We start from the raw sequence: 12,159 nt of genomic DNA, 5'->3' as shown, positions 1-12,159 counted from the left end.
GCGCTCGTGTCTGTGCACGACCTGAGTCACGGGCTGGCCACGGCCAGTCTCGCGCTCGCCGACCCGAGCGGGGGCAACAGCGCCGTCCGGGCGACCGAGGCAGGCGGCTTCGCGGCGCTCGGTTGGCTGCTGGTGGCGCTGCCCCTCGCGGGCGCCGCGCTGCTGCTGCTCGGCGGCCGGATGACCGACAAGTGGGGCCCCGCCCTCGCGACCGCCCTGTCGTGGGGCAGCTTCGCCGTCGGCGTCGCGATCATCGTCCAGCTGAGCGGTCTGCCCGCCGAGGAGCGGGCGTTGTCCGTCCCGCTGTGGGACTGGGTCAGCGTGGGGGAGCTGTCGCTGTCCGCGGGGCTGCTACTGGACCCGCTGTCGCTGGCCTTCGTCATGCTCATCACCTTCGTCGGCAGCCTCATCCACGTCTACTCCCTGGGCTACATGGAGCACGACCCGGACAAGCGCCGGTTCTTCGCCTACCTCAACCTCTTCGTGGCGGCGATGCTCATCCTCGTGCTCGCCGACTCCTACCTCCTGCTCTTCGTCGGCTGGGAGGGTGTCGGTCTCGCGTCATACCTGCTCATCGGCTTCTGGAACTGGAACCCCGACTACGCCGAGGCCGCCAACAAGGCCTTCGTCGTCAACCGGGTCGGTGACGTCGGGCTCATCACCGCGATGGCGATCATGCTCGCGACCTTCGGGGCGCTCGACTTCGCCACGGTGCACGGCTCGGCCGGGGGCGCGAGCGACCTGACGCTGACCCTCATCGGGCTGGCGCTGCTGCTCGGTGCCTGCGGCAAGTCGGCGCAGTTCCCGCTGCAGAGCTGGCTGGGGGACGCGATGGCCGGCCCGACGCCGGTCTCGGCGCTCATCCACGCCGCGACGATGGTCACCGCGGGTGTCTACCTCATCGCCCGCAGCCAGGCGATCTACGACCTCACCCCGGACGCCCGCTTGGTGGTGGCGGTCGTCGGAGCGGTGACCCTGCTCTACGGCGCGATCGTCGGTTGCGCCAAGGACGACATCAAGAAGGCCCTCGCGGCCTCGACGATGAGCCAGATCGGCTACATGATGCTCGCCGTCGGGCTCGGCCCGGCCGGTTACCTCTACGCCATCTTCCACCTGGTGACGCATGGCTTCTTCAAGGCCAACATGTTCCTCGGCGCCGGCTCGGTCATGCACGCCATGGACAACAAGGTCGACATGCGCCGCTTCGGTGCGCTCAGCCGCGAGGTGAAGATCACCTGGCTGACCTTCGCCGCCGGCTGGCTGGCCATCATCGGCTTCCCCTTCACCGCCGGGTGGTACTCCAAGGACTACATCATCGAGACCGCCCTGGCTGCTCCGGGCTGGCAGGGCTGGGTCTTCGGTGGCGTGGCCATGCTCGGCGCCGGGATCACCGCGTTCTACATGTCGCGGCTGTTCTTCATGACCTTCTACGGCAAGGCGCGCTGGCACGATGACGCGCACCCGCACGAGTCGCCGCTGGTGATGACCATCCCGATGATGGTGCTGGCGCTCGGCTCGCTGCTGCTGGGTGCGGTGCTCTACCCCACCGGCATCATCACCGGCTGGTTGGAGCCCGTCTTCGGCCACGCCGAGCACGGAGAGCCGCTCATCCCGGTCCTCGCCATCCAGATCACCGTCGGTGTTCTCATGGTGGTCGGCGTCGCTCTGGCCTGGCTGCGCTACGGTCGCGACGAGGTGCCGGTCACCGCTCCCGAGGGCAGCGCCCTGACCCGGGCGGCCCGTCGGGACCTCTACCAGGACGACCTCAACGACGCGCTGTTCACCGGGCCGACGATGGCGCTGTCGCGCACCGCCGTGGAGGCTGACACGACCCTCGTCGAGGGCGGCGTCACCGGCGGCACGACGAGCAGCCTGGGCAGCGTGTCCGGCCTGCTGCGCCGCGCGCAGAACGGCTTCGTCCGCTCCTATGCCCTGACGATGCTCCTGGGCGTCGTCGTGATCCTCGGTGCAGTCTGGGTGATGCAGTGATGACTTTTCCCTGGTTGACCACGCTGCTCGTGCTGCCGCTCGTCGGTGCGCTCGTGGTGTCCCTGCTGCCCAAGGGCAGCAGCCTGGTCCGTCCCGTGGCGCTCGGTGCCGCCCTCCTGACGCTGGCCGTCGGGGTCGGTTCCGCCACCCAGTTCCGCTTCTCCGGCGCCGCCGGGGGTGAGCAGTTCCAGCTCACCGAGGTCTACTCCTGGATCCCGCAGTTCGGGGTGTCCTACGCCCTCGGTGTCGACGGCATCTCGCTGTCGATGATCCTGCTGGGCCTCGTGCTCGTGCCGATCTGCATCGTCGCGGCCTGGGACGACGTGCCGGCCGTCGGTCGACGCCAGCACGGCTACTTCGCGCTCATGCTCGCCCTCACCTCGATGATGGTCGGCGTCTTCGCCGCGATCGACGTCTTCCTCTTCTACGTCTTCTTCGAGGCCATGCTCATCCCCGTCTACTTCCTCATCGGGATGTTCGGCGGGACCCGCCGGGCCAAGGCGGCCACGACCTTCCTGCTCTACTCCCTGGCCGGCGGGCTCATCATGCTCGTCGCCGTCATCGGGGTCTACCTCGCCGGTCCGCGCGGCACCGACGGCTTCCTGCTGTCCAACCTCACCGGGATGGACCTGTCGGTGGAGGCCGGTCGCTGGCTCTTCCTCGGCTTCTTCATCGCCTTCGCGATCAAGGCCCCGATGTGGCCGGTCCACACCTGGCTGCCGCTGGCCGCCGAGCAGGCCCGCCCGGCGACCTCGGTCCTGCTGGTCGGCGTGCTCGACAAGGTCGGCACCTACGGCATGATCCGCTTCTGCCTGGCGCTCTTCCCCGAGGCCAGCCAGTGGGCCACCCCGGTGATCCTCACCCTCGCGCTCATCTCGCTCTTCGTCGGGGCCTTCCTCGCGATCGGGCAGACCGACATGCTGCGGCTCATCAGCTACACCTCGATCAGCCACTTCGGGTTCATCGTGCTGGGCATCTTCGCCTTCACCACGGTGAGCCAGACCGGCGCGACGCTCTACATGGTCAACCACGGCTTCACCACCGCCGGGCTGTTCCTCGTCGCCGGGATGCTCATCGTCCGCCGCGGCTCGCGCGACCTGCGCGACTTCGGCGGCTGGCAGCGGGTCACCCCGCTGGTCGCCGGCGCTTTGCTCGTCTCGGGCCTCTCCGGACTGGCGCTGCCCGGGCTCAACTCCTTCGTCAGCGAGTTCCTCGTCATCGTCGGGACCTTCGGCCGCCACCCGTGGCTGGCGGTCATCTCGGCGCTGGGCGTCATCCTCGCGGCCGTCTACATCCTCGTGATGTACCAGAAGGTCGCCACCGGGCCCAAGCCCGTCGGGCCGGAGGTCGAGGGCATACCCGACATGACCCGGCGGGAGAAGTGGGTGGTCGCACCGATCATCGCCGCCTTCCTCGTCCTCGGCTTCTACCCCAAGCCGGTGCTCGACCTGCTCGAGCCGGCCGTGCAGCAGACGCTGCAGACGGTCGGGATCAGCGACCCGGCGCCCGCCGTCGACACCGGGCTCGCCACCACCACCTCCGACTCCGAGGGGAGTGACCACTGATGGGTGGCTCCATGTTCGTCGCGCCCGACATCAACTACGTCGCGCTGCTGCCGATGATCATCGTCTTCGTCGGTGGTCTGGTCGGTGTCATGGTGGAGGGCTTCGCCTCCCGCCGCACGCGGTATGCCGTGCAGGTGCCGCTGTCCATCGCCACCCTCGTGCTGGCGCTCGTCGCGCTCGTCCTGCTCGGTCGGGACAACGAGGGCATCACGGCGGCCGGGACGGTCGCCGTCGACGGGGTGGCCCTGGCGCTGCAGGGCCTGGTGCTCGTGCTGTCGGTCCTCGGTCTGCTCGTCATGAGCGAGCGCTTCGGCGGGGAGCAGCCGGACGCCTTCACCCAGTCCGGGGTGTCGACCCCGGGGTCGGCGGAGGAGACGCTGGCGACCAAGGTCGGGGCGACCACCACCGAGGTCTACCCGCTGACGCTGCTGTCGGTCGGCGGCATGATGCTCTTCGTCGCCGCCAACGACCTGCTGCTGCTCTTCGTGGCGCTGGAGATCCTCTCCCTGCCGCTCTACGTCCTGGCCGGGCTCGCCCGACGACGTCGGCTGCTCTCCCAGGAGGCCTCGCTCAAGTACTTCCTGCTCGGCAGCTTCTCCTCGGCGTTCTACCTCTTCGGCGCCGTGCTGCTCTACGGTTACGCCGGCTCCATGCGCTTCGCCGACATCGCGGCCGCGATCAGCACCAACGCGGGCATGGACGGACTGCTCGTGCCCGGTGTCCTGCTCGTCGCGGTCGGCCTGCTCTTCAAGGTCGGCGCGGTGCCCTTCCACGCCTGGACCCCCGACGTCTACCAGGGTGCGCCGACGCCGGTCACCGGCTTCATGGCGGCCTGCACCAAGGTGGCCGCCTTCGGCGCCATGCTGCGCGTGCTCTACGTCGCCGTCGAGGGCGCGCGGCTCGAGTGGCAGCCAGTCATCGCCGTCGTCGCGGCGCTGTCCATGGTCGTCGGGGCGCTGCTGTCGATCGTGCAGACCGACGTCAAGCGGATCCTGGCCTACTCCTCGATCGCGCACGCCGGCTTCATCCTCACCGGGGTCGTCGCCCTCGACGTCGCCGGTCTGTCGAGCACGATGTTCTACCTCGCGACCTACGGCTTCATGACGATCCCCGCCTTCGCCATCGTCGCGCTCGTGCGCAGCGCCGGCACCGAGGCGACGCTGGTCGACCAGTGGGCGGGCCTGGGCCGTCGCTCCCCGTGGATCGCGGCGAGCTTCACCTTCCTGCTCATGGCTTTCGCCGGGATCCCGCTGACCTCCGGCTTCACCGGCAAGTTCGCGGTCTTCTCGGCCGCGGTCAGCCAGGGCTGGGCCTGGCTCGCCGTCATCGGCGTCCTCGCCAGCGCCGTCACCGCCTACATCTACTTCACGCTCGTCGTGCAGATGTGGCTCGGTGAGCCCGGCGCCGCGACCGACACGGTCGTCGTCCGGCCCTCGTGGATGACCTCCCTGGCGATCCTCGTCGGGGTCGCGATCACGCTGGCGCTCGGGGTCATGCCCTCCCCGGTCCTGGACCTCGCACAGAGCACCGCGGCGTTCCTGCGGTGAGCGCCGCGAGCATCCCCGGGGCCGACGAGGAGCTGACCGCACGGGTCTCGGACGGGCTGGAGCGGGTCTCCGCGCGGCTCGAGGAGGTCGTCGACCACGACGACCCCTTCGTCGCCGAGGCCAACCTGCACCTGGCCCGGGCCGGCGGCAAGCGCTTCCGGCCCCTGCTGACGTTGCTGGCAAGCGAGGTCGGCGACGGGTGGGACGAGCGGGTCGTCGACGCCGCCGTCGGCGTCGAGCTCACCCACCTCGCCTCGCTCTACCACGACGACGTCATGGACGAGGCGGATCTGCGCCGCGGGGTGAGCAGCGCGAACGCCCGCTACGGCAACTCCACCGCCATCCTCGTCGGCGACCTGCTCTTCGGCACCGCCTCCTCGGTGGTGGCGGGCCTCGGAGCCGAGGCTGTGCGCATCCAGGCGGACACCTTCGTCCGGCTGTGCGCCGGCCAGATCCGGGACGACCGCCAGAGTGCCGCCGACCCGACCCTCGGGGCAGGGGAGGGCCACGACGCCGCGGTGGAGGCATACCTCTCGATCCTCGCGGACAAGACGGGCGCCCTCATCGCGACGGCGGCCCGCTACGGCGCGATGTTCGGCGGCTGCGACGAGCGGACCGTGCGGACCCTCACCGACTACGGCGAGACGCTCGGCGTCGTCTTCCAGCTGGCCGACGACCTGCTCGACGTCGCCTCGGAGGCCGACGCCTCGGGCAAGACCCCCGGGACCGACCTGCGGGAGGGCAAGGCGACCCTGCCGGTGCTCTACGCCCGCGGCAGCACCGACCCCGCCGACGCCCGGCTGCAGGAGCTCATCGCCGGCCCGATCCAGGACCCGGCCGAGCTCGCCGAGGCGCTGGACCTGCTGCGCGCCCACCCCGCCATGACGGAGGCCCGGGAGCGCACCCTGGCCATGGCCGGCCAGGCCCGTGCCCTGCTCGAGGAGCTGGACCCCTCACCGGCCGTCGAGGCCCTGCGGGCACTCGTCGACGGCGTCGCCGACCGCTCCAGCTGAGCCACCCCCGCCGCCCCACCCCCACCGGGAGTGCGGTCACCCTAGCCCGACCTTCATCGCTGTATACCCCGATGAAGGTCGGAGGAAGGTGACCGCAGTCCTGGTATGGCGTGGGTCAGATCAGCCCTTGCCGTTGCCCTTGGTGCGGTAGACATGGGCCACGCCGGGGCGGGGCACGCTGTCGCCGAGGTAGGGGTAGCGGCTGGGGATGTCGCCCTCACCCGGGTGCTGGACGGAGACGAGCACGGAGCGCTCGTCCCACGCCACCACGGGTCCACAACACTCCGCGCCGGTCGGGACCGAGAGGAACTGCTGCACCTTGCCCTTGTCCGGGCCGGCGGTGGGCATGAGGAACATCCCGTCGCAGGTGCCGATGGTGCCTGGCGCCCCGTCGGTGGAGATCCACAGGTGGTCGGCCTCGCTGTCGAAGGCGACGTTGTCCGGGCAGCTGATCGGGCTGACCTGGCTCTTGTCGTAGCCGTAGTAGTAGGTCTGCGGGTCCTCCGGGTTGCCGGCGAGCAGCACGATCCGCCAGGTGAACGTGGGTGAGGCGGCGTCGTTGCCCGCCTCCTCCCACTCGATGACGTGACCGAACTTGTTGTTGGCACGCGGGTTGGGCTCGTCGATCTGCCCGGGCGTCCGGCGGGTGTTGTTGGTCAGCGCGACGTAGACCCGACCGGTGTGGGGGTTGGGCTGGACGTCCTCGGGCCGGTCCATCTTGGTGGCGCCGGCGAGGTCGGCGGCCAGTCGCGTCCACGTGCAGACCTCGGCCGGTGACATCCCGGGCACCTGGGAGGCGCCGCCGACGAGGAGCGGCAACCACAGCCCGTCACCGTCCCACTCCCCGTCACCCAGGCCGTCGCCGGTGAAGCGAGCGACGTAGAGGTCGCCCTCGGAGAGCAGGCTCATGTTGTGCGCCTTGTCGCCCTCCCGATAACGGTCGCGGGAGACGAACTTGTAGATGTAGTCGAAGCGCTCGTCGTCGCCCATGTAGGCCACGGCGCGGCCGTCCGCGGCGAGCCGGATCGTCGCGCCCTCGTGCTTGAAGCGACCCAGGGCCGTGTGCTTGACCGGCGTCGAGGTCGGGTCGTCGGGGTCGATCTCGCAGATGTAGCCGAAGCGGTTGACCTCGTGGGGCTCCGTGGTGATCTGGAAGCGCTCGTCCGCCTGCTCCCAGCCGCGACCTCCGGAGGTGATGCCGTAGCGCTCCAGGCGCCCGTCGGGGTCGGGCGCCCCGTCGGCGTTGAAGTACTGGTTGAAGTTCTCCTCCCCGGAGAGCACCGTGCCCCAGGGCGTGTCGCCGCCGGCGCAGTTGTTGAGCATGCCCAGCACCTGGCGCCCCGACGGGTCGGCCGAGGTCCGCATCCAGGTGGCCCCCGCCGCCGGTCCGTCGAGCCGGAAGGGCGTGTGCGCGTGGATGCGGCGGTTGCGGTCGCCGTCGCGCTGGTAGGTCCACGGCCGGAACGGGCTCTGCCGTTGCACCTCCACGATGGTCATGCCGTGGGCGGCCATCTCGATGGCCGCCTGCTCGGCGGTGACACCGGCCTCTTCGTCGAAGTCGGGGAACATCAGCTCGGGGTTGGTGTACTCGTTGTTGAAGGCGATGAGGCCGCGGTTGGCACCCTTGCCCCGGGACCCCCCACGGCGCAACGTGAGGTAGTCCGCGTTGTAGCCGGCCTGGCGCTGCTGCGCGGCGGCGCTCTGGCTGTTGACGTCGAACTCGGGGGCACCGGCGTCGATGGGGTCCCCCCAGGAGATGACGGGTGCCCAGGCGTAGCCCTGCGGCACGACCAGGTCGTCCACGTCGGCAGGCGTCGGGGCGATGGGGGAGAAGCCGGCGAGGCCCGGCTTGCCCCGGCCCGCAGCGGTGGCGGGCTCGGCCGCGCCCCAGGCCAGCGTCAACGCCCCGGTCGCCGCGGCCCCCGCCTGCAGGACGCTGCGTCGGCGGACGGCGCCCGCGACGACGTCACCGAAGTAGGTGTTGTCCGAGGCGTTGGGCTCGGACCGGGCGCACTGGTCGCCGCAGCGGTATCGGCAGGTCGCCGGGCTGCGCCCGCCAGGGTGGGAGGTGAGCAGCGGCAGCAGGGAGCGGCGTGCGGTGAGGGGAGTCATGGTCGTGCCTTCCGTGAGGGACCGTACGGATCATCGCCAAGGACCCCCCGAACCTAGGCGACCGCATCCTCACCGTCGGCGTCATCGAGATGAACGCGCCGCATCGGTCAGGTGACTCCTTGCCGATGCTCGGGCAGCCTACGCTGGAACCCTGCGACAGGGAAGGGATGTGACCTCGTGCGACGCACGCTGACCGGCCTCTGGGCCATGCTGCCGCTGGCGGTGCTGCTGCTCGCCCTCGGCCTCCTGCCGCCGCCGGACCGCGTGCCGACGCACTGGTCGGGGCGGGTGCCCGATGGCTTCGCGAGCGGCCCGGGCTTCCTCGCCGGGGTGATCGCGACCACGGTGGTGTGCACGGTGCTGGCCGCCATCGCTTCGATCGCGCGACGCATGGTCCCGCCGAGCTGGGGGCGCTGGGTGCTCTCGGCCGTGGCCGGGGTGGCCTGGGGCGCGGCCCTGCTCTACCTCATCACCGCGTGGCGGGTGGCGGTGGACGGCGCCGACGGCGTCCGCGAGTGGTGGCCCCTGCTGGCACTGGTCGGCGCGCTGCTCGCCGGTGTCGTGGGGTATGCCGTGCACGGCCGGTGGGTGCCGACCGCGCAGCAGCTGGCCGACCTGGTGCCGGAGCGCTCCCGGGTGCAGGCGGTGCGTGGACGGGCCGTCGAGTCCGTCGAGCCGTGGACCTCCCCGGTCTCCTCGCGCACGATGCAGGTGCTGGGGTGGGGTCTGCTCGCCGTCTTCGCGGCCGTCGCCGTGGGGATCGTCGTCCTGGACCAGGGCGTGGTCCTGCTCGTCGTCGTCCTGCTGACCGGCGCCATCGCCGGTGGTCTCGCACTGCTGTGGTCGAGGGTCCTCGTCGAGGTGGACTCCGAGGGCCTGCGCATCCGGTCCCGCGTGCTCCCGGTGACGGTGGCGACGGTCCGGGCGGAGGACGTGGCGGGGGCCGACGTCCAGGACCTCGACCCCCTGCGGTGGGGCGGGATCGGGCTGCGCGCCCTCCCGGACCGCACCGCATACATCGCCGACGGCGGCGGCCCCGGCATCGTCGTCTACCAACGCGACGGGCGCCGGCTCGCGGTGCGGATCACCGAGGGTGACCACGCCGCGAGGGTCGGCGCCCGGACGCTGCTGCGCGCTGCCGGTCAGCGGCTCGGCGCGGGCTCCTCCTGAGGGGCGCCCTCGCGCTCGTCCTCGCGTCCTGCCGGAGGCGTGTCCGCCGACGCGCCGAGGCTGCGCTCCAGGCTGGAGCCCTCGACGTCGACGTCCGGCAGGATCCGGTCGAGCCAGCGGGGGAGCCACCAGGCGCGCTCGCCGAGCAGTGACATCACCGCCGGGGTGAGCGTCATACGCACGAGGAAGGCATCGACGAGGACGCCGACCGCCAGGCCCAGCCCGATCGGACGGACCATCGTCAGGTGGGCCCAGACGAAGCCTGCGAAGACCGAGACCATGATGATGGCCGCGGCCGTCACCACCCGCGCACTGTGGTTGAAACCGGTGACGACCGCCTCCCGGGCCGGACGCCCGTGGACGTGCTCCTCGCGCATCGCCGACACGAGGAAGACCTGGTAGTCCATCGCCAGGCCGAAGAGGATCCCGATGAGCAGGATCGGCAGGAACGACAGGATCGGACCGGCCTCGTTGACCCCGAAGAAGCTGGAGGCGAAGCCGAGCTGGTAGACCCCGACCACGGCGCCGAAGGCCGCCCCGATGCTCAGCAGGAAGCCGCCGGTCGCGAGGAGGGGCACGACGATGGACCGGAAGACCAGGAGTAGGAGGATGAGGGAGAGCCCGACGACCACGACGAGGTAGATCGGGAGCGCGTCGGCCAGCTGCTCGGACACGTCGATGTTGGCGACCGTCTGTCCGGTGAGGCCCAGGGTCGCGCCCTGGTCCTCACCGATCTGCTCGACGGCCGGCCCGAGCCGGTCGACCAGCTCCTCGGTGGAGGCCTCGGCCGGTCCACCCTCGGGCTGGACCCGGAAGGCCAGGACGTCCCGGTCGTCGTTCACGCCGGCGGGCAGGACCTGCACGACGCCCTCGACCGCCGCGAGATCCTCGGCCAGGTCGGCCTGGGTGGTGAAGAGCGCGGTGTCACCCTCGGCGATCGGCTCGTCGAGCTCGGCGACGACGAGGATCGGGCCGTTGGCGCCGGCGCCGAACTCCTCCCGGACGGTGTCGTAGGTGGTGTATGCCGTGGACCCGGCGGGCTCGCTGCCGCCGTCCGGCAGGCCCAGGCGCAGCTGGGCCGTGGGGACCGCGAGAGCCCCGACGACGGCGAGGACACCCACGAGAGCCAGCCACGGGTGCCGCTGGACCCGGGCGGCCCAGCCGCGACCGGTGTCGTCGTCCGGCTCCTCGTGCCCCTTCTCGTGACGGCCGTGCCGACTGCCCGCGCGCTCGCGACGGGGCAGGACGCGGTCACCCATGAGGGCGAGCATCGCGGGCGTCAACGTGATGGCCACGAGCACCGCGATGGCCACGGTCGCGGCCGCCACGAGGCCCATCACCCCGAGGAAGGGGATGCCGGTGAGGGTCAGCGCGACCAGGGCGATGATGACGGTGAGCCCGGCGAAGGTCACGGCGTTGCCGGAGGTGCCGACGGCCAGCGCGATCGAGGACGCGACCGGCATACCGTGGCGCAGTTGCTGGCGGTGGCGGTTGATGAGGAAGAGCGAGTAGTCGATGCCGACGGCCAGGCCCAGCATGAGGGCCAGGACGGGGGTGATCGACTGCATCTCGATGAAGGGGGTGAGGGCCAGTGCCCCGGTGAGCCCGACGCCGACCCCGATGAGGGCCATGAGGATCGGCAGACCCGCGGCGATGAGGCTGCCGAGCATGACGAGCAGCACGACCGCTGCGATGACCAGGCCGATGACCTCGCCCGGGCCGAGCAGGCTGGAGAGGTCGTCGGTGATCTCCTTGGAGAAGTCGACGCTCAGGCCCTCCTGCTCGAGGTCGTTGCCGATCCGCTGGATCGCCTCGGTGGTCTCCGGCGGGATGAATCCCTCGGCGTCGGCGACGGAGACCTGCGTGAGGGCGGTCGTGCCGTCGGCGTCGACGACGCGGAAGCCGTCGGTGAGCTCGGCGAGGCGCGCCGCCGCGGCGAGGTCCGTCTCGCCCTGGGCGATCTCGGCCTCGGCCTCCTCGAGCTCGGTGGCGCTCTGCTCCAGCTGCGCCTGCCCGGTGGCGATCTCCTCCTCACCGGCCTCGAGCTGCTCCACGCCCGCGTCGATCTCGGCCTGTGCTGCGTCCAGCTGCTGCCGGCCGGCGTCGATCTGCGCCTGACCGGCGGCGATCTCCGCGCGGGCCTGCTGCTCGGCGGCAGGGGGCACCTGGCCTGCGGCGACGCCCGCCTCGAGCTGCTGCAGCTGGGTGTCCAGCTCGGTCTGGGACTGCTCCAGGGTCGCGGCCTGCGCGTCGAGCTCCTCCTGACCCGCCTCGAGCTCGGCCCGCCCATCGGTCAGCTCCTGACGGGCCTGGTCGAGATCGGCGCGGCCCTGCTCGAGCTCGGCGCGGCCGTCCTCGACCTGCTGGGCTCCGTCCTCGAGCTCGGCGCGTCCGTCCGCGAGGTCCCCCTCGGTGGCGTCCAGCTGGTCCTGGGCCTCGAAGGGGTCGACGGCGGTGACGCCGTCCAGCTCCTCCCACTGCGCGACGGCGTCGGCGACGGCCCCCCGCTGGGCGTCGGTGAAGCCGTCCTCGCTGCGGAAGACCACCGTGCCGGTCGTGCCGGCCGCCTCGGGGATCTCCTCCTGCAGGGTCTCCAGGACGGCTTCGAAGCGGCTGCCGGGGATGGAGAACTCGTTGGACAGCGGCTTGGCGAAGGCGAGCATGCCGGTGATCGTCAGGGCCAGCAGCGCGGCCCACAGGCCGACGACGGTGAACCGGTGGTGGGCGCACCAGCGCCCCAGGCGGTGGAGAAGGGTAGCCACG

General features: G+C 71.3%; 7 protein-coding genes. 5 read left to right on the top strand and 2 right to left on the bottom strand.

Annotation, left to right across the window (positions count from 1 at the left end):
- The first annotated feature begins 12 nt into the window (after positions 1–12).
- From nuoL to FA582_RS12090, 4 genes are read left to right on the top strand one after another with little or no spacing between them, the layout of a single operon-like run.
- Complete coding sequence (gene nuoL, locus FA582_RS12105) at positions 13–1,989, top strand: NADH-quinone oxidoreductase subunit L (RefSeq protein ID WP_010146303.1); 1,977 nt, start codon at positions 13–15, stop codon at positions 1,987–1,989.
- A complete protein-coding gene (locus tag FA582_RS12100) occupies positions 1,989–3,554 on the top strand; it encodes an NADH-quinone oxidoreductase subunit M (protein ID WP_033228488.1) in 1,566 nt (521 codons plus the stop codon). The genes nuoL and FA582_RS12100 overlap by 1 nt, the downstream gene beginning before the upstream one ends.
- 11 nt (positions 3,555–3,565) lie before the next feature.
- A complete protein-coding gene (nuoN, locus tag FA582_RS12095) occupies positions 3,566–5,101 on the top strand; it encodes an NADH-quinone oxidoreductase subunit NuoN (RefSeq protein ID WP_238705439.1) in 1,536 nt (511 codons plus the stop codon).
- Positions 5,098–6,114: a polyprenyl synthetase family protein gene (locus tag FA582_RS12090; protein WP_010146306.1), complete on the top strand. Its 1,017-nt coding sequence runs from the start codon at positions 5,098–5,100 to the stop codon at positions 6,112–6,114. Before nuoN ends, FA582_RS12090 begins: the two co-directional genes overlap by 4 nt.
- A gap of 120 nt (positions 6,115–6,234) precedes the next feature.
- On the opposite strand, the gene FA582_RS12085 is transcribed toward FA582_RS12090, so the two are convergent.
- A complete protein-coding gene (locus FA582_RS12085) occupies positions 6,235–8,226 on the bottom strand; it encodes a PhoX family protein (RefSeq protein ID WP_010146307.1) in 1,992 nt (663 codons plus the stop codon).
- 177 nt (positions 8,227–8,403) lie between these two features.
- Between FA582_RS12085 and FA582_RS12080 the strand changes: the two genes are divergently transcribed.
- On the top strand, positions 8,404–9,396 hold the full coding sequence (locus FA582_RS12080; RefSeq protein WP_010146308.1) for a hypothetical protein: 993 nt from the start codon (positions 8,404–8,406) through the stop codon (positions 9,394–9,396).
- On the opposite strand, the gene FA582_RS12075 is transcribed toward FA582_RS12080, so the two are convergent.
- Positions 9,369–12,158 carry an MMPL family transporter gene (locus FA582_RS12075; RefSeq protein ID WP_010146309.1) on the bottom strand — a complete coding sequence of 930 codons (2,790 nt, stop codon included), beginning with the start codon at positions 12,156–12,158 and terminating at the stop codon, positions 9,369–9,371. The genes FA582_RS12080 and FA582_RS12075 overlap by 28 nt on opposite strands.
- Position 12,159 lies beyond the last annotated feature (1 nt).

The organism is Serinicoccus profundi (genome assembly GCF_008001015.1).
Taxonomy (GTDB): domain Bacteria; phylum Actinomycetota; class Actinomycetes; order Actinomycetales; family Dermatophilaceae; genus Ornithinicoccus; species Ornithinicoccus profundi.
The sequence above is the reverse complement of the archived record's forward strand: the minus strand, read 5'-3'. Positions and strand labels throughout refer to the sequence as shown.

Coding starts and splice junctions, on each gene's coding strand:
- FA582_RS12100 (WP_033228488.1), top strand. CDS start 1,989: ATGACTTTTCCCTGGTTGACCACGCTGCTCGTGCTGCCGCTCGTCGGT.
- nuoN (WP_238705439.1), top strand. CDS start 3,566: ATGTTCGTCGCGCCCGACATCAACTACGTCGCGCTGCTGCCGATGATC.
- FA582_RS12085 (WP_010146307.1), bottom strand. CDS start 8,226: ATGACTCCCCTCACCGCACGCCGCTCCCTGCTGCCGCTGCTCACCTCC.